Source organism: Ensifer sp., assembly GCF_035999185.1.
GTDB lineage: Bacteria > Pseudomonadota > Alphaproteobacteria > Rhizobiales > Rhizobiaceae > Ensifer.
Window position 1 is genome coordinate 15,305 of sequence record NZ_DASYHB010000098.1, and the last position, 17,841, is coordinate 33,145.

General features: G+C 61.9%; 18 protein-coding genes. 4 read left to right on the forward strand and 14 right to left on the reverse strand.

What is annotated here, in order from left to right; translation table 11 throughout:
• Positions 1-122: 122 nt before the first annotated feature.
• The 5 genes from secG to VGO04_RS09790 all read right to left on the reverse strand — a co-directional run bounded on the left by secG (position 123) and on the right by VGO04_RS09790 (position 3,738).
• Complete coding sequence (gene secG, locus VGO04_RS09770) at positions 123-626, reverse strand: preprotein translocase subunit SecG (RefSeq protein WP_327495749.1); 504 nt, start codon at positions 624-626, stop codon at positions 123-125.
• A gap of 130 nt (positions 627-756) precedes the next feature.
• Positions 757-1,527, reverse strand: coding sequence for a triose-phosphate isomerase (gene tpiA / locus VGO04_RS09775; protein ID WP_327495750.1), 771 nt, complete (start codon positions 1,525-1,527; stop codon positions 757-759).
• Positions 1,528-1,677: 150 nt separating this feature from the next.
• Complete coding sequence (locus tag VGO04_RS09780; protein WP_327495751.1) at positions 1,678-2,526, reverse strand: class I SAM-dependent methyltransferase; 849 nt, start codon at positions 2,524-2,526, stop codon at positions 1,678-1,680.
• Positions 2,527-2,582: 56 nt separating this feature from the next.
• A complete protein-coding gene (locus VGO04_RS09785) occupies positions 2,583-3,068 on the reverse strand; it encodes a GNAT family N-acetyltransferase (RefSeq protein ID WP_327495752.1) in 486 nt (161 codons plus the stop codon).
• Positions 3,069-3,258: 190 nt separating this feature from the next.
• Complete coding sequence (locus tag VGO04_RS09790) at positions 3,259-3,738, reverse strand: hypothetical protein (RefSeq protein ID WP_327495753.1); 480 nt, start codon at positions 3,736-3,738, stop codon at positions 3,259-3,261.
• Between the two features lie 191 nt (positions 3,739-3,929).
• On the opposite strand from VGO04_RS09790, the gene VGO04_RS09795 reads away from it, so the two are divergent.
• Entirely contained in the window at positions 3,930-4,550 is a 621-nt protein-coding gene (locus tag VGO04_RS09795) for a cytochrome b (RefSeq protein WP_327495755.1), read from the forward strand.
• A 44-nt stretch (positions 4,551-4,594) separates the two neighbouring features.
• The gene (locus tag VGO04_RS09800) at positions 4,595-5,143 is read left to right on the forward strand and encodes a YceI family protein (protein ID WP_327495822.1); all 549 of its coding nucleotides are present in this window, start codon (positions 4,595-4,597) and stop codon (positions 5,141-5,143) included.
• A gap of 37 nt (positions 5,144-5,180) precedes the next feature.
• Here VGO04_RS09800 and VGO04_RS09805 read toward each other — a convergent pair whose 3' ends face one another.
• The 6 genes from VGO04_RS09805 to VGO04_RS09830 all read right to left on the reverse strand — a co-directional run bounded on the left by VGO04_RS09805 (position 5,181) and on the right by VGO04_RS09830 (position 11,916).
• Complete coding sequence (locus tag VGO04_RS09805) at positions 5,181-6,632, reverse strand: aspartate aminotransferase family protein (protein ID WP_327495756.1); 1,452 nt, start codon at positions 6,630-6,632, stop codon at positions 5,181-5,183.
• Between the two features lie 11 nt (positions 6,633-6,643).
• Complete coding sequence (locus tag VGO04_RS09810; RefSeq protein WP_327495757.1) at positions 6,644-7,654, reverse strand: NAD(P)-dependent oxidoreductase; 1,011 nt, start codon at positions 7,652-7,654, stop codon at positions 6,644-6,646.
• Positions 7,651-8,091, reverse strand: a complete 441-nt coding sequence (locus VGO04_RS09815; RefSeq protein ID WP_327495758.1) for a transporter — start codon at positions 8,089-8,091, stop codon at positions 7,651-7,653. The genes VGO04_RS09810 and VGO04_RS09815 overlap by 4 nt, the downstream gene beginning before the upstream one ends.
• Positions 8,092-8,184: 93 nt before the next feature.
• Entirely contained in the window at positions 8,185-9,507 is a 1,323-nt protein-coding gene (locus VGO04_RS09820; RefSeq protein WP_327495759.1) for an FAD-binding oxidoreductase, read from the reverse strand.
• Positions 9,504-10,946 carry a UbiA family prenyltransferase gene (locus tag VGO04_RS09825; RefSeq protein WP_327495760.1) on the reverse strand — a complete coding sequence of 481 codons (1,443 nt, stop codon included), beginning with the start codon at positions 10,944-10,946 and terminating at the stop codon, positions 9,504-9,506. Before VGO04_RS09825 ends, VGO04_RS09820 begins: the two co-directional genes overlap by 4 nt.
• 127 nt (positions 10,947-11,073) lie before the next feature.
• Entirely contained in the window at positions 11,074-11,916 is an 843-nt protein-coding gene (locus VGO04_RS09830) for an alpha/beta hydrolase (RefSeq protein ID WP_327495761.1), read from the reverse strand.
• A 289-nt stretch (positions 11,917-12,205) separates the two neighbouring features.
• Between VGO04_RS09830 and parE the strand changes: the two genes are divergently transcribed.
• Complete coding sequence (gene parE, locus VGO04_RS09835; protein ID WP_327495762.1) at positions 12,206-14,266, forward strand: DNA topoisomerase IV subunit B; 2,061 nt, start codon at positions 12,206-12,208, stop codon at positions 14,264-14,266.
• 90 nt (positions 14,267-14,356) lie between these two features.
• On the opposite strand, the gene VGO04_RS09840 is transcribed toward parE, so the two are convergent.
• Positions 14,357-14,827, reverse strand: a complete 471-nt coding sequence (locus VGO04_RS09840) for a GNAT family N-acetyltransferase (RefSeq protein WP_327495763.1) — start codon at positions 14,825-14,827, stop codon at positions 14,357-14,359.
• 228 nt (positions 14,828-15,055) lie between these two features.
• Here VGO04_RS09840 and VGO04_RS09845 point away from each other — a divergent pair, with 228 nt between their 5' ends.
• The gene (locus tag VGO04_RS09845) at positions 15,056-15,466 is read left to right on the forward strand and encodes a hypothetical protein (protein WP_327495764.1); all 411 of its coding nucleotides are present in this window, start codon (positions 15,056-15,058) and stop codon (positions 15,464-15,466) included.
• Between the two features lie 56 nt (positions 15,467-15,522).
• On the opposite strand, the gene VGO04_RS09850 is transcribed toward VGO04_RS09845, so the two are convergent.
• Complete coding sequence (locus tag VGO04_RS09850) at positions 15,523-16,536, reverse strand: aldehyde reductase (RefSeq protein WP_327495765.1); 1,014 nt, start codon at positions 16,534-16,536, stop codon at positions 15,523-15,525.
• Between the two features lie 102 nt (positions 16,537-16,638).
• Entirely contained in the window at positions 16,639-17,775 is a 1,137-nt protein-coding gene (locus tag VGO04_RS09855; RefSeq protein WP_327495766.1) for a DUF2336 domain-containing protein, read from the reverse strand.
• Positions 17,776-17,841: the final 66 nt, after the last annotated feature.

Sequence of the window (17,841 nt, forward strand, 5' to 3'; positions counted from 1 at the left end):
AATGATTCCGCCACCGAAAAATTCATCTTCCAGAATTTTTCGTCTTTGGGTCGAGGCAGATTTCACACAAAACAAAACCGGCGGATGAAACATCCGCCGGCGGTTACTTCTGAATTGCGACCTTATTGGCCGCTGGGAACTTGCGATCCCGTATTGCCGTTGGCGCCAGCGGCGGGTGTCTGGGTAGCGCCGCCAGCAGGCGTCTGGGTAGCCGCACCGCCAGCCGGAGCCTCTCCCGTCGTCGACGGAACGCCATTGCCCGTAGCGGCACCATTGCCGGCTGCAGGCTGCTGCTGCGTCGCGCCACCGGCCGGAGCAGGCGTCGTGCCGCCGCCGAGCGAATCGAGCACGCCGCCGCCATTCGAGCTGGTGCCCGGGATACGGTCGAGGATGTCGGTCGCCTGCGGCTGGTAGCGTGCCAGGATACCCATGGCGAGCGCGAGCACGAAGAACAGCGCTGCGAGGATCGCAGTCGTGCGGGTCAGCGCATTGGCCGTGCCGCGCGCGGACATGAAGCCCGAGCCGCCGCCGATGCCCAAGCCACCGCCTTCGGAACGCTGGATGAGAACGACGCCGATCAGGGCGACGACGACCATGAGATAGATGACGAGTAGTACGGTCTGCATCAGCTTCCAGTCCTGCCCTTTGGGCACACGAATCAAACATGCGCAAACTCGGCATCGCCGGGCGCAATTTTCGCGCCTCTTTATACCAAGCCGTCCGCCATTAAAAGCCCCTGCCCGGAAACCCGGGCAATCAGGCCGTCAATTCTTCATAAGCCCGGTAGATGGCGAGGAAGTCCTCGGCTTTCAAGCTCGCGCCGCCGATCAACGCACCGTCGACATTGGCGACGCCCATCAACTCCTTCGCGTTGGAAGGCTTGACCGACCCGCCATAAAGGATGCGCATCTTGGCGCCTGCGCCGCCAAAGCGGGCAACCAGCTCCTTGCGCATGAAGGCATGCGCCTCCTCGACGTCGGCGGCCGTCGGCGTCAGGCCGGTGCCGATCGCCCAGACCGGCTCGTAGGCAATGACGGTGTTTTCGGCCGTCGCCGCGTCCGGCAGGCTTTCGGCCAGCTGGCGCTTCAAGACGTCGAGCGTCTTGCCGGACTTTCGTTCGTCGCCGGTTTCACCGATGCAGACGATCGCCACGAGTTCGGCGGCGTGCGCCGCTTCCGTCTTTGCCCGAACGATCGCGTCGCTTTCGGCATGGTCGGTGCGGCGCTCGGAATGGCCGACGATGACGTGGGTGCCGAAACAATCGGCAATCATTTCGGCGGAGACGTCGCCGGTGTGGGCGCCGGACTGCTTCTCGTGGCAATCCTGCGCGCCGATCATCAGCGGGCTGTCGTCGCAGAGCGCCGTTGCCACGTAAAGGAGGGTCGTTGGCGGGCAGATCAGGGTCTCGACCTTGGTCGAAAGTTCGTCTTTGACGCCTTCGGCCATCGCCTTGATCTGGTCGAGCGAGGCACGGGTTCCGTTCATCTTCCAATTGCCGGCGACGAGCGGGCGGATATCGGGCGTCATGCAATTTCCTCCGGGTACTTTACTCCGCAAGCGGCCTAGCAAATGCAGCCAGCAAATAAAAGCACCGCGGGCGATTATTCCGTTGCAATCGCCCAGCCCGCACCTGTGCACCGGCCCGCGCGGTCACGGAGGCCGGCGCCCGTGTTCCGGCTACGGCTTGACCGCGGCAAGCGCATACATCAGCGGCAGGCTTGGCATGGTCGCAGGCGGCACCATGCGCCGGCCACCAAGGTCGCGCATCCCTTCAAACCCCACCCAACCATTGGCGTAGGGGTACTCCTTCACGCGCTCGATCCGCAGGCCAGCGTCGATGAGCGCCTGAACCACGTCAGCAATGCCCCAATTGAACTCGAAGGACGGATGCGGATTGCGAAACCCCACGACGCCGTCCTGGTAGCCATCGACCGCAAGGCCGGCGCCGGAATCGGCGACGTAGTCGCCAACGCCCGCTTCTGCCACGGGCTCTTTCGGCGCGTAGTCGTAGTGTGGCTTCCAGCTTGCATCGAAGACCATGGCGAAGGGATGAAACTCGATGAAGGCGAAACGTCCGCCGGGCGTCAGGACATCAGCGATGCCCCTTGCCCAGACGCCGAGATCCGATAGCCAACAGATGGTGCCGTAGGAGGCGAAGACGCGATCGAACAGACGGCCGGCAGAGCGTGCATCGTCAAACCACTGGAACAGGTCCGCGCGTTCGAAGGTGGCCCCGATCCCGCTTTCGGCAGAAAGGAGCCTCGCAAAGGTAATCGCCTCGTCCGAGATGTCGACACCGGTGACCTTGGCACCAAGCCGGGCAAGGCTCAGGCTGTCCTGGCCGGAATTGCACTGGAGATGGAGGAGATCGAGGCCGGCGACATTGCCGAGCAGGTCCATCTCCTCGGGATAAAGCGTGGTGCCGCCGGCGCGGAAGAAAGCAGCCTGGTCACCCTTGTGGCTGTTGTGGGCGACTGTCGCCGCATTCCAGGAGAGGCGATTGGCCTCATGCAGGTCATTACGCATTGGATAGCTCGCAAAAATGTGGCGCCGACATGGGCGGCGCCCGTGTCGGTCTGTTGCTAGAATCTCAGGACGGCTTCGAGTTCGTCATCATAGTGCTCACCCGTCGCTTCGAAACCAAGGCCGCGATAGAAGCCCTCAGGGCTGCCTGGGCCCTGGCCGTAACTTGTATAAAGTTCGTGCAGACCGCGGGCCTTCAAGTCGCGAACGACAAGTGCGATCGCCTGCCTTCCGAAACCCTTGCCCTGGAACGGACGGGCGATCATGAAACGCCAGAGATAGACGCCCGGGCAATCGATGCCATCGTCCCAATCCGCACCTTCGTGCAGCATGATAAAGCCGACAAGCGTGTCTTCGGCATAGACGGCGCGGAACCAGGCGTTGTCAGAAAAATGCGCCTCTGCGATCGAGGTGCCGTTGTCGGCCACCATGTTGCGCTGCTCTTCGCTCAACGTATCGCTGAGCTCGCAGACGTCACAGACGGTCAGGGCTGAAATGCGCCGCAACGTCACTTCGGCGTCAATTGGCAATACGGCTTCGCTCATAAAAAACTCCTAGGAAAATCAGTACATTGGAAAAAGCACCGAGCCAGAACGGCCGGCGTCGAATCACCCGTAAAAGGGGTGATCGTCATCTGATGTGAAATCATGACGGGAAAACGCCGCCTGTTAGCCGGCGGATACTGTTTTTTCGCGTCGTCTCGGCTGCAGACAGCCCAGACGACAGGTGGTGACTTCACTTCGGTCGATCGGCCGCCGGCTGAACGCCTCCGTTCCCAAGTCCGGCAATCGCCGCGTGAACGTCCGCCTCCACGCCCTGGTCGAACTGCTCGAAGATCGCGTCTCCGATCAAGTTTTGCACATCGCGCAGGTGCGGTGCTGCGGCCTCGCCCTCGCCGAGCGCCAGATAAGCGCGCGCGATCGACAGCGACGCAAGCGGCTGACGCTGCTTCAAGGTCCATTCGCGTGCCAAAGTCGAGACGGTAATGCTCTCGCGGTACTGACCCCTGTCGCAAAGTGCTGCACCGTAGCCGCTCTTGATCCAGTAGTAGAAGTCGGTGAAGGCAAACTGCGCATCGGCAATGTCAGAGGCAAGGCGCCAGGCTTCGACTGCCTCGGCATACTTGGCTTCGACCCCAAACCGGATGCCCGCGCTGGCATGCTCATAGGCCTCGCGCTCGGGCGGGCTCATCGGTGTCGTCGTCTTCTTCGTCATGTACGCCAGTCCAATGCTCGCAGGAACAACCCTTCCGTGTCCCTTTGACTGGAGAATGGACCACAGCTTGCCGTCGTCAACAAGATCACCGTGCATTTTTACGGTATGATCGGCGAATAAAATCTGAAGTTCGTGGGTCTCACCGCGGTAGTCGAGTTGAACCGACCGCTCTTGCGGCGACGGAGACTGACATGCTGCGCAACAACGATGCAGGGTTCGGATGGGTCACGATCGTTCTTCACTGGACGATTGCGATCCTCATCTTTGTGTTGCTTGCGCTCGGCTTCACCATGCGACGGCTTCCGATCGATCCGTCGTTGCAGTTCTCGCTCTACCAGTGGCACAAGTCGCTTGGCTTCACCGTGCTTGCGCTGGCTGCGATCCGCGCCCTCTGGCATGGGCTCGAGCTGCGTCCCCGCCCACCTCAGGGCCTGACCGCTATCGAACGGCGGGCGGCCGGCGCGACCCATGTCGCGCTCATAGCGCTTGCCCTTGCCGTCCCCTTCGCCGGTTGGGCGGTCGCGTCCACATCGACCCTCAACATCCCGAGCTTTTATTTCAACTGGTTTGTCATACCGCATCTGCCGATGGCCAAATCGGCGCCTGCCGAGGATCTCTGGACCCTTGTTCACATGACCCTTGCCTACCTTCTCTTGGGCTTCGTCGCGCTCCATGCGCTGGCTGCCCTCTACCATCACGTCGTGCGCCATGACGACGTCCTCGTTCGCATGCTGCAAACCGGTCCGCGCCGCCGCCTTCCCTCCCAAGCGGCTGACACGGATCCCTTGATCGTCGGAAGGAAGAGACAATGACGCTGCGCCTGCATCCCCTGTCTAAGGCAATTGCACTTACTCTCATGGCGGCTGGCGGCGCGCCGTTGCCTGCTGCCGCAACCGCCCCGGAGCTGGCCGACGCTGCCGGCAACTATGGCATCACGTCTGCTTCCCGCATCCATTTTACGGTGGCCCAGGCGGGCGGTGGCGGGATCGTCGGCGATTTCGGAAAATTCTCCGGCAGCTTCCGTATCGACCGCAACGATATCGACCACTCGTCGGTCGAGTTCACGCTCTATCCGGAGAGCGTGAAGACGGGAGAAAAGCGGATCGAGGATTTTCTGAAGTCGAGCGCCGTGTTCGATACGGCGAACTTCAGCACCGTCACGTTCCGCTCGACGACAGTGAAACAGACCGGTCCCGATACGGCGGCGGTCGAGGGGACGCTGACGGCGCGCGGCACCTCAAAGAAGGAACGCTTCTCCGTGACGCTGCTGGACTGGAACCGCGGCTCGATCGCCTTCAATATCCGCGGCAACATTCACCGCTCGCCTTACGGAATGGACGTCGGCACGCCGATCTACTCCAACGTTGTCGAGTTCGACATGAACATCAAAGGGCAGAGACGCTGAGCGCCCCTGCCCTTCGTTCGATCGGTATATCCGTCGTTTAGCCGATCTGGCTGCCGACGAAATCCTTGACGATGCGCACGATGCCGCGGCCAAGCAGGTCGTCGAGTGCTGCGATGAACTGGTCGACATGGGCGCGCTCGCAGATCAGCGGCGGCTCGAGCCGGATGACGTTGCGATTGTATTCGGTGAAGGCGACGAGCACGTCGTAGTCACGCAGAAGCAGCGCGCCGATGAAGCCCGAAAGCGAGCCCTTGAGCTTGTCGTCGAGCATCGAGACAACAGGACGCAGCACCATCGGCAGCGTCTGGCTGAAGTCCTGGAATTCGAGACCGACCATAAGCCCCTGGCCACGAACGTCCTTGATGATCTTCGGATACTTCTCCTTCAGCGCCTGCAGGCGGTCGAGAAGATAGCTGCCGCTGTCGGCGGCGCGGTCGATCAGGTGCTCGTCATAGAGCACGTTGATGCCTTCGATCGCCGTCACGCAGGCCTCGCCCATGCCGCCGAAGGTCGCCATTGCATGGATCATCGCCGTCTTCGGCGTGCCATAGGCCTTCATGTAAACCTCGCGGCGCGCGATCATCGCGCCGACGGCGGCCTTGCCAGCACCAAGCGACTTGGCAAGCGCTGTCACGTCAGGCACGACGCCATAATGCTCGAAGGCATAGAAGCGGCCGGAGCGGCCGTAACCGCACTGCACTTCGTCGGCGACCCAGAGAACACCGTACTTGTCGCAGAGCGCACGCAGCTTCTGCCAATATTCGGCCGGCGCCTGGATGATGCCGCCGCCGCCCTGGATGGTTTCGAGCACGATGACGCCGATTTCCGGATCGGACTTGAAGGCATTCTCCACCGCGTCAATGTCGGCGAAGGGCACACGCACCGTGTTGTCGGTGACCTTGAAGTCGGCGCGATAGAGCTGGCCATCGGTAATCGCGAGCACGCCCTTGGTCTTGCCGTGGAAGGAGTTCTCCGCATAGACGACCTTCGGTCGCTTCGGGCCGGCCGCACGCTCGGCGAGCTTGACCGCCGCCTCCATGGCCTCCGAGCCGGAGGAGCCGAGAAACACCATGTCGAGATCGCCTGGCGAGCAGGCAGCGATGTTCTTGGCAAGCGCCGCCGCATATTGCGACATGAAGGCGATCGCGATCTCGTGGCGCTTCTCGTCCTGGAATTTCTGGCGAGCTTCCAGGATGCGCGGATGGTTGTGACCGAAGGCAAGCGAGCCGAAGCCACCGAAGAAATCGAGGATCTTGCGGCCGTTCTGGTCGGTGTAGAACATACCTTCGGCACTTTCGATCTTCACCTTGTGGAAGCCGAGAAGCTTCATGAAGTGCAGCTGGCCAGGATTCAGGTGCTCCTTGAAGGCGGTGGTGATGTCGCCGATCGACATGGCCTTGGCCTGTTCGACGGTGATGAGTTCCGGCCTAGCTACACCGCCATCAAGCGAAGGGGCGGCAACGGCGATACGGTTCGGTCTGTCGAGCATGGTCTCTCCCCTCATTCGGCCGGCACTGCGACAGCTGCAGGAGCTGCGGCGCCCATCTTCTTGGCCCGATATTCGTCATAGGCGGCAATCAGCATGTCGCCGTCGTTGTATTCCGCACGCCAGCCGAGCTCGCGCTTCAGCTTGCCCGTCTCACGCACGCACATCTCGTCGGCGATCAGATACTGTTCCGGATCCATGATCGGCTTGTTGATCAGGTCGAAGAACGCCAGCGTCTGCTTGACCGCAAAGGCGGGCGTCGGCAGCAAGAACGACTTCGAACCGGCATGCTTGATCAGATTGCCGAGCAGTTCGCGGACAGACGGCGGATTGTCGGAACCGAGATTGTAGGCTTCGTTCGGCACGCCGCCCTTCCAGGCAAGGCGCGCGGCTTCGGCGCAATCGAAGACCGAGATGAACTGATAAGGCACCTTGCCCGAGCCGATCATCGGCACCGGCAGGTTAAGGTCGATCAGCTGGAACAGCTTTTCGAGGATGCCGAGACGACCGGGGCCGATGATCAGGCGTGGGCGGAAGATCGAGACGTTCATGCCCTGCTTGCGCCACTGGATTGCCAGCTGCTCGGTCGCCCATTTCGATTTGCCGTATTCGCCGAGCGGCTTTGCCGGATGGTCTTCGGTCTGCGGCGATTGCACGGTATGGCCGTAGATCATGTCGGTGGTGAACTGCACCAGGCGCGACGCACCGGCGGCGTCCATGGCCTTCATGATGTTTTCGGCGCCATAGTAGTTGACGGGCCAGAAGAACTCCCAGCGCTTGGCGCGGACCTGCAACGGCGACAGCATCTTGGCCGCCATGTTGTAGATCATGTCGTCAGGGCCGATACCAACCTTCAACACGGCTTCCGCATCGGTGACGTCGCAACGGACGAAACGCACGCGGCCGTAATGTGGCAGGTCGGACTTGACGATATCGGCGACGACAACTTCCTCGCCTTCCTTGACGAGGCGCTCGGCCAGGTGACGGCCAACGAAGCCGTCGCCACCAAAGATGATGTGTTTCATGACTTGCTCCCGAATTCTGCGGTGCTCACCCCGGCAGCATCGGCCGGCTTCTCGTCGGCGTGGGATGAGATGCCCGACTGGGCGATAAGAACGGTTCCTGCGCAGATCAGCGCGATGCCGGCGATCCGCCAGGCGTTGAGGTCTTCGCGAAAGACGAAGTAGGCGAAGACCGCGACGGCGACGTAAGCGAGGCTCAGGAACGGATAGGCAAAGGAAAGCTCGACCTTCGACAGCACGTAGAGATGCGACGCCATCGAGATCACGAAGGTCGCAAGGCCGGCGAAGACCCAAGGATTGAAGACGATCTGGAACAGCCGGACGATCGCCGTTTCAGCCGTCATCGAAATCGGTCCAAGCGTCATCATGCCCTGCTTCAGCATCAGCTGAGCGGCCGCATTGGTGAGCACCGTAAAGAGAATGAATGGAATATATTTCATATTTTTGCTCCCAGTCCCGAAAATGTACTTACGGGAAAGAGACGCATTTTCCGTGAAGTCTGGATATTTATTTGAGTAAAATTGTCTGCATTCTCATTCTGGCAAAGCCAGAGCCGTGCGCTTCCAGAAGTTCGAAACGAGCGCAGGATCACGAAACGCTTCCAGCTTTTTCCAAGAAGGAAAAGATTTTTCAAAGACTTGCGGGTTCATGCGCGCATCCTTGTAAGGATTGACCGCACCACCTGCGTCGACCACGATGCGATCGAGCGCGTCGAGAAGCTTTACTGTCCGTTCACCTTGATTTGCAAAGTCCAGCGTCAAAGTAAAACCGGGCCGGGGGAACGATAGAATGCCCCGCGAGCCGATGTCGCCAAACCGCTTCAAGATTGTCAGGAACGAGGCGTGTCCGGCCTGGCGCGCCGTTTCCATCAGTCTGGCCGTGATCTCCGGCGCGTTGTCCGCCGGATAGACGCTCTGATGCTGGTAGAGCCCGCGCGGGCCATAGAGCCTGCTCCAGGCGCCGATCGCATCAAGCGGGTAGAAATACGATGTCCACGGAACCGTGGTTACCGTCTCTCCTGGCTTCGTCTTGCGGAAATAGTGTTCGTTGAAGACCTTCAGAGTTGCCCTGTTCAACAGGTTGAACGGCGGCGCAAACGGCACCGAGAGCTTCAGACCCTTGGGAATATCGGGAAATTCGCAGGAACCGTCGGCATGGTCACCGGCAAGCAAAACGCCCCTGCCCATGCGCGATCCGGTCGCAAGCTGGTCGATCCAGGCGACGGAATACTCGTGCTCGGCATCGATGCCGTCGACGAGGGCAAAATAGCGGTCGAGGTTTTCGAAACGGATGGCGTGCTGCTGCACATGCGGCGACGGCACTTTCATCAACCGCAGATCCACGGTCAGGATCAGCCCCGTCAGCCCCATGCCGCCAATTGTTGCGGCGTAGAGTTCCGGATTTTCGACCGGCGAGCAGGTCAGTCTTTCGCCTGTCGAGCGCAGCAGGGTGAAGCTCGTCACATGATTGCCGAACGTACCGCGGGCGTGGTGGTTCTTGCCGTGCACGTCGTTGGCAACTGCGCCCCCGACGGTCACAAAGGCCGTACCGGGGGTCACCGGCAGGAAGAATCGATGTTCGATCGCCCGTTCGAGGACCGTGCGCAGCGTCGCACCCGCCTCGCAGGTCATCATGCCGGTGCCGGGATCGAAGGCAACGATGCGCCCGTGCCTGCGGCTTTCGATCAGCTTGCCCTGATCGTTGTGGCAGCTATCGCCGTAGCTGCGGCCGTTGCCGAAGGGGAGGAAGCCGCCGGCCTCCAGGGTTCCAGCGCGATCCTCATAGTCGTCAGGCAAAATGGCCGGTCGAGCGCGATGGTCGAGACGGCCCCAGCTTTCATGGTCTTCAAACGTCATTGCGGCCCGATGGCTCCAAACAGAATCAAGAGCGCGCCGATCAGCATGGTCAATTGGCTGCGCCAGTCGCGCATGATGAAGACAACCGGGTCTTCATGCAGCATGCCGCGACGCGCGAGCATCCAGATGCGCAGCAACATATAGAGCACGAGAGGGCAAAGCGGCCACAGCGCCCAGGGTGTCGTATACATGTCCTGCAGCTCTTTGCTGTGCACGTAGAGCGCCAGAACCAGAGCCGCCGTGAAGGCCGACGCGACACCGGCCTGCCCGACCATCTCGAAATCGACGGCAAGATAGCCACGGCCGGGAACATTGCCGCCGTCCTTGTCGTCAAATTCGTGCAGCTCGACATAGCGCTTCACCAGCGCGAGGCTGAGAAAGAAGAAGATCGCGAAGGAGACCAGCCAGAAGGAGAGCTCCGTGCCGGTTGCCGCCGCACCGGCAACGATGCGCGTGGTGTAGAGGCCGGCAAGCGTGAAGACATCCACCAGCAGCTTGCGCTTCAGCACGAAGGTGTAGGCCGTCGTGGCGCAGGCGTAAAATGCCAGCACACCGGCAAACTTCCAGGGCAGAAGCAGGGTCAGAGCCAGAGAGGCCAGAACAAGGCAACCGGCAAGAACCAACCCCGTCGGCACCGACATCTGGCCGCTGGCGAGCGGCCTGTGGCGCTTCTTTGCATGGCGGCGATCATTGGCGAGGTCCGAGAGATCGTTGATGACGTAGACCGCGGAAGCGAGAAAACTGAACGCAAAGAAGGCGATGACGACACTCACGATCGCGTCGACGTGCAGCACCTCATGATTGAGGATCATCGGCACGCCGATGAGCACGTTTTTTGCCCATTGATGCACGCGGATGGATTTCAACGGCACCAGCATGCTTGCCTTGCCAGTATCGAGGCGCTCGGCATCATGATTTCGGCGCCACTTTTCTGCCGCCGCGTCCGGAGCAACCACGATTGCACGGCGGGCCGCCTCGAAGACGGCGATATCGTCGCGGCTGTTGCCCATATAGTCGAAGGCGCCATCGCCGAAACGTTCAACGAGAGCGTCGCGCTTGCGGCTGCTCGTCAGGTTGAGGTCATGGGTCGAATGCATGACGGAGGCGAAGAGGCCGACATGGTCGGCGATGTCCTTGGCCACCGACGGCGCGGCTCCGGTGACAAGCACGAGTTCGCGACCCGACTGCTTTTCTTCCGTCAGCCGGTCGATGACGACCTGGCGATAGGGCCAGTCCTCGGCCTTGCGACCGGATCGCAGCGCCACTTCATGCTTCAGCCGCGCCTTGCCCTTCACCAGCCAGAACAACAGGGGAAACAGCATCAACGGATTGCGCAGCAGGAGGATTGCAGCGCCTTCCCACAAAGTGTCTGCGGCCAGCAGGGTGCCATCCAGATCCACACACAGCGGAATGTGCCGTGTCTCGGTGCGCGCGTCCATGAAATCCATCCCAGCCATAGTTGCCGGGCATCATCACGACTTCAACTTTCCAGAGTGGAAACACCGGGCGAAATTTCGCCCGGAAACTGCCGTGCTGGTTAACAAATGCCGTGCGCCAGGGCGAACCTCAGCGGCTGCCGATCCAGTTCAGTGCATCGCGCCAATCGGTCATGCGGACCGGAGTGCCGTGCGCGCCGGTTTCGAAAAGCACGAAGCGCGTCGGGTAGCCTTTGGACTTCAGCATGGAGTAGAGCGCCTTCTGGCTTGCCGCAGGATAGACGCTATCGCGGCTGCCATGGCTGAAGAACATCGGCAGCTTCGCCTTGAAGGCAGCGCTCTTCGAAAAATCGGGGTCGCTGACGCCGCCCATGACCATCATGCCGCCGAGAGCCGCAACCGCGGATGCATCGCGCGAGACGCCCCAGCAGATGAAACTGCCCATCGAGGCGCAGGCCAGCACCACCGGTCGACCGCCGGAGCGCTCAGAGACCTGTCTTACCAGGCCCGCAACATCGGCCGCGCCGGCCGTATCGAACGACCGGACGCTTGGGGCGTAGTAGACGCCGCCATTGCCGACAGCGAGGTTCTTCAGTCGGTTGAAGTTGCCGCCGAAGGAAAAGTCGTTGGCGCCGAGCCGGCGATCGCCGCCGCGGCCGTGAATGAAGATGACCGTGAAGGCAGCGCCGCGATCGGGGCCGACGCGGGTGACATTGAGCGGCCTCCCGCCAATGTCGAGCGTCTCGTTGACCTGCTCGCTTTTCACGCCGAGCGAGACATAGGCGCGCTTGACGCGTCGCTCCGGAATCTCGTCACGCTCGTTGATGTCGCGCAACTCCTGGTAATCGACGGTCAGATCATCGCCGCCATCCTTGCGGTCCAGTACGTTGCTGTAGGAAAAAAGCTCGTCCTTGTAGGGCTTCAGAGTCTGCGCCGGTGCCGACGACGCGCCCAGGATTACGGCGATTGCCAACAAAGACCTGCGAAATGGAAAAACAACTGTGGACACGGCCAATGACGGGCTCCCTCGTTCGCAGCAAGCCTTGCCATCGCCCCGACGTCAAAGCAACACTCGCCTGACGATAGGGGGACGCGCGCTGAATTTCGCCGCGCGGCCAATGTCAGAATTCTCGTTTTGTTCGCGTTTTCGGCGAGAGTCTGGCAGAATACAGGTGATTCGACCGCCGGGGGATGGCGGCAAAGCCGAGGTCTTGCTATGGCCTCAGGCACTCCCGAACGACAGGAACGACCCGAACGGCCCCATGGACGACAACAGCGACCTCTTTTCAATGCCCGAGCAACCCAAGCCCGTACAACCGACCGCCAAACCGGTCGTGCCTGCGGCGCCCGTCGCGCGCGAAGAGCCGCGCCCTGCCCCGAAAGGCAGCGACGGCAGCGACTACGACGCGTCGGCGATCGAAGTCCTCGAGGGTCTGGAGCCGGTTCGCCGCCGCCCCGGCATGTATATCGGCGGCACCGATGAGAAGGCGCTGCATCACCTCTTTGCCGAAGTCATCGACAACTCGATGGACGAAGCGGTCGCAGGCCACGCCAACTTCATCGAGGTCAACCTCGATGCCGAAGGCTTCCTGACGGTGACCGACAACGGCCGCGGCATCCCGGTCGAGAACCACCCGAAATTCCCCGGCAAGTCGACGCTCGAAGTCGTCATGACCATTCTGCATGCCGGCGGCAAGTTCGACGGCAAGGCCTATGAAACCTCGGGCGGTCTGCATGGCGTCGGCGTGTCCGTCGTCAACGCGCTCTCCGACGCGCTCGAAGTCGAGGTTGCCCGCAACCGCAAGCTCTATCGCCAACGCTTCTCCCGCGGCATTCCGCAGGGCGGGCTCGAAGAACTCGGCGACGTGCACAACCGGCGCGGCACGCGTGTTCGCTTCCATCCTGACCCGGACATTTTCGGACCGCATGCGCGTTTCGAGCCGGGCCGGCTTTTCCGCATGGCCCGCTCGAAGGCCTATCTGTTCGGTGGCGTCGAGATCCGCTGGTCCTGCGATCCGTCGCTGCTGCAGGAAGGTTCCGAGATCCCGGACAAGGCGGTCTTTCACTTCCCTGGCGGCCTCAAGGACTATCTTGCGGCAACGCTCGGCAAGGAATTCACCGTCACCCGCGAGATCTTTGCAGGCAAGTCCGAGAAGTCGAACGGCCACGGCTCGCTCGAATGGGCGGTCACCTGGTATGGCGGCGACCAGCAGGTTCACTCCTATTGCAACACCATCCCGACACCCGAAGGCGGTACGCACGAGGCCGGCTTCCGCATCGCGCTCACCAAGGGACTGAAGAACTACGCCGAGCTGACGCAAAACAAGCGGGCTGCCATCATCACCACCGATGACGTGATGATTTCGGCCGCCGGAATGTTGTCCGTCTTCATCCGCGAGCCGGAATTCGTCGGCCAGACCAAGGACAAGCTGGCGACCGTCGAGGCCCAACGCATCGTCGAAAACGCGCTGCGCGATCCTTTCGACCACTATCTCGCCGACAATCCAGCCGAGGCGGCAAAGCTGCTCGAATGGGTCATTGAACGCGCCGACGAGCGCGTCCGCCGGCGCAAGGAAAAGGAAGTCAACCGCAAGACCGCCGTGCGCAAGCTGCGTTTGCCGGGCAAGCTTGCGGATTGTTCGCAAAACACCGCCGAAGGTGCCGAGCTTTTCATCGTCGAAGGGGATTCGGCCGGTGGCTCCGCCAAGCAGGCGCGCAATCGCGCGAACCAGGCGATCCTGCCTCTGCGCGGCAAGATCCTGAACGTCGCGAGCGCGGGCCGCGAAAAGCTCGGCGCCAACCAGCAGATCGCCGACCTCATTCAGGCGCTTGGCTGCGGCACGCGCAGCAAGTACCGCGAAGAGGATCTGCGCTACGAGCGCATCGTCGTCATGACCGACGCCGACGTCGACGGCGCCCACATCGCCTCGCTTCTGATCACCTTCTTCTATCAGGAGATGCCGGAACTGATCCGTGGCGGTCATCTCTATCTCGCGGTTCCGCCGCTCTATCGCATCAGCCAGGGCTCAAAGACGCTCTATGCCCGCGACGACGCCCACCGCGAAGAGCTGATGCGCACCGAGTTCGCAGGCCGCGGCAAGGTCGAGATCGGCCGCTTCAAGGGTCTCGGCGAGATGCTGCCGGCGCAGCTCAAGGAAACGACGATGGATCCGAAGTTCCGCACGCTGCTCAAGGTGGAGATCGATGATGTCGATTTTGAAGGCACGCGCGAAGCGGTCGACAATCTGATGGGAACGAAGGCCGACGCCCGCTTCCGGTTCATCCAGGAACGCGCCGTTTTCGCGGACAACCTGGACATCTAGCACGGCGATCAAGCCGGATTGCACAGGAGAACGGCGGCGCGAAGGCCGCCGTTTCCTATTGTGGACCAGTCCACGGTCGCGCGCACCTGTTCATGCCGCCTGGCGAACCGCCTTTTCCATGAACAGGCTCAACGGATCCAGCTGATAGCCGCCGAAAGGCGGGCGCTCGCTATAGCCGGCCGCCCTGTAAAGGCCGATCGCCTCGGGTTGATGGATCCCGGTTTCCAGGCGGACTGCCTGATACCCAAGCTCGCCCGCGCGCGCTTCAAGCGCCTCAAGCAACAGTTTGCCGACCCTTAGCCCCCGCGCCTCGGGATCGACGAACATGCGCTTGATTTCCGCCGTCCCGTCGCCGGCCCCGACCAGCGCGCAACAGCCGACCACGTCACCGTCGCGGCGTGCCACGAAGAACGATACATTTGGTTGCTCCAGGCTCGACAGGTCGACCATATGATTGCTTTCGGCCGGATAGAGCGAGGCGGCATAGGCGTCGGAGAGGTCCAGCAGGCGTAGGACCGCAGGCTGTCGCGGCGGTTCAAGGCTTATGGTAACGGCAGGCAATCGTCTGGTCCTTTTCGCACTCGGTATCGAATGCGGGAAAACTAGCGCCGCCTGCCTCTCGAACCAATACGTCAAATGACGCAACGGCCGGATATCGAACCATCAATCCGCCTAACAGCCTGAAACAATTTGTTTCGCACCGCCGGTCGCCCTGCCCTATTTCCGGGAGAATCATGCAGGCATTGGTTGATCCAACGATAACCGCACACGACCAATGACGGGAACACCATGAAAGCGGCGCTGATAGTCATGACCATTCTCGGCTGCGACCACGATGTCAGCCAATGCCAGTTTATTTCGACAGTCAACGGCACATGGCCGTCGATCGCGCAATGCGACACCGCCTCGCACGCACAACTACCGAAGTTTTCGAACGCGAATTTTCCTGTCGTCGTTGCCGTTTGTGAAACTTCCGGCCCAGGCCTCGCCGAACTGACCCCGCCACCGGCCGGCGCCCAGCAGGCTCAAACGCCAGAACAGGCAGCGGCACCGGAGCCAGAGCCAAACCTGCCGAAGAGAACGATGGCATTCCTGTCGGGCGCAATTCCCGACCGCGAGAAGCTAAAGACCATCGTCACCGCGCCGGTGCACTATATCGAGGATGGCTATTCCTGGGTGGCGCGCCGCTTTACCGACTAAAGGCTTCTCCTCACGAGAGTGCCGCGTGTCTTTTGGGAACGCAGGACCTCTGTGGTTCAGACAAGACCAGCAAGGATCAAGCTGTCGGCGCTGGCGTTGATGGCATCCGCAGCACTTCGCGGGTTCCAGCCCAACACGCGCCGCGCCTTACCGTTGGAAATGCGCTGGTCGCGCCCGAGTTCGCGCACGATCAGCCGCAAGCCGGGATCAAAGGGCGAGACGAGGCCCGCCAGCCAGTTCGGTAAAACGAACTTGGGCAGTTTGGAAGCGCGTTCGGGAAACTGGCGCCGAAGCACCCCGGCGACATCAGCAAGAGAACATGCTTCACCGGCGATCAGAAAACGCTCCCCGGCAGCGCCGGCCGTGACCATTGCACGCAGATGTGCATCGGCAACGTCGCGGACGTCGACGATAGGCACGCTGAATTTCGGCAAAGCCGGATAGCTTCCCCTGAGCAGATTGCGGACGACAGCGACCGACGTACCGATGTCCTGGCCGAGAAGCGGGCCAAGCACCATGCCGGGATTGACGACTGTCATCTCGAGACCGTTCTCCCTGGCATAGTCCCAGGCGGCGCGCTCTGCGAGGGTCTTGGAGCGATAGTAAGGTGTTGCGAGCGGCGACTGCGGGTCGGTCCAGTCGCTCTCCGTGTAAGGCGCCCGCCCTTCGCCATAGATGACAGCGGCTATCGACGACGTGAGCACGAGGCGGCGAACGCCTGCCGAACGAGCCGCCCTTAGAACGCGCAGAGCGCCGTCACGCGCGGGCGCGATCAGGTCCATCTCATTGGCTGGCAAACGCCCCGGAAAGGGCGACGCGGTGTGCATGACAAAGGAAACGCCAGCAAAGGCCTCCGACCAGCCTTCGTCTGCCAAAAGATCAGCTTGCCCGAACGTCAGCCTCGCTTGCCCAGTGCCGCCAGCAGCGCGGATGGATCGCTCGATCTCATCGGCGCGCGACAAGGTGCGAACAGTCCCGTGCACGTCATAACCCTCGCGCAACAGAGCGAGAGCGATATGGCGCCCGACGAACCCGCCGATACCGGTTACAGCAACGCTTTTCGTGTTCATGCGACAGGTCCTCGTTGGACACAGGCTCTCCGCGCACGACGTCCCGTCAGCCGCCTGAGGCCGATCACCCGGATGGCCGAAGGAGTTTGTCGGCGCTTGCGATCACGCCGCCTGGCGCGCGGCGAGTTCCGCGTAGTCGCGGGCGGATCGGCGCTCTTCAGCAAATGCCAGGCGTTCAAGCAGATCGATCATCGCCGTGTGGGTCGATGAGGCCGACCGTTCGCGCCGAAGCCGCGCCAGCAGTTCTGCCGAGACCGAGGCCGGTCCGTCGGTCGTCGCTGGGCCGTCCTGGCGCCACAGAAGAACGGCCGCGGCGAAGGTTTCGCTGACGTCGCGACCAAGGCCTGCACTTTCGAACAGGGCCTTGATCGCGTGGATGCGCCCACCGGACAGGATAGAGCGCACGCGCTTTTCGCTGACGCCGGAGAGATCGACAATCGCAGCCGAGAAAAACTCGGCACGCCCCGTCACCAGCGCATGCAGCAGGAAGGCCGGCGTCAGGCGTCCCGTCTCGCGCAGATGCGTCACCAGGCCAGGCAGTTCCTCGACAGCTGCTGCACCGGCCATGCCGACGGCCGCGGTGTCGCACGCTTCGCGGGTCACCCGCTGGACTCGAGCCTCTCCGATCGTCATCTGCACAAGACCGAAAGCGGCAAGGGCTGCTCCAACCTCTTCGACGAGCGCATGGCGCGCATCGCTCGGCAAGTCCGGCCGCCCGAGCAGAAGGTCGCGAACCGCCGCCGAACGACCAAGGCGCTCGGCGATGCGCTTCAGCGACCGGCGCGACGGATGAGCGCCAGTGTTTTCGAGAAGGATGAGGATCTCGTCCTCACCACCGATCTCGGCAATCGCCGCCGATACCGCGCGCGAGACGAAACTGCGCGCCGCGATCAGCGCGCGGGTCTCGCAGGTTCCCCGCGCGGCAAGGTCAACCAGGTCTTCGTCGGTAAGGACAGGCGAACGCGATATGGTGAGAAAGGCGATATCAGGCTGGTCTTCCGCCAGGCCAAGGATGATGGCGCGCGGGACGGATGAGCAACCGCAAACCGCTTCGGCAAGCGCCTGCCTGACTTTCGGCGACGGGTCGTCCAACAGGAATGTCATCGCCATTTCGGCGGCGCGACGATCAAGGCCGTTCAGCTGCGCATCGACATAGGCGCGACCCAACGCGCTGGCGGCACGCGCGCGTTCACCCGCTCTCGCCGTTTCCGCCCAGCGAAGAAATGCTTGTATGATCACCTACGCCCCACTAGACCACGCCAAAGCCACCGATGTTTTTAACCCTAGCGGGCAAAGGTTTAAGAT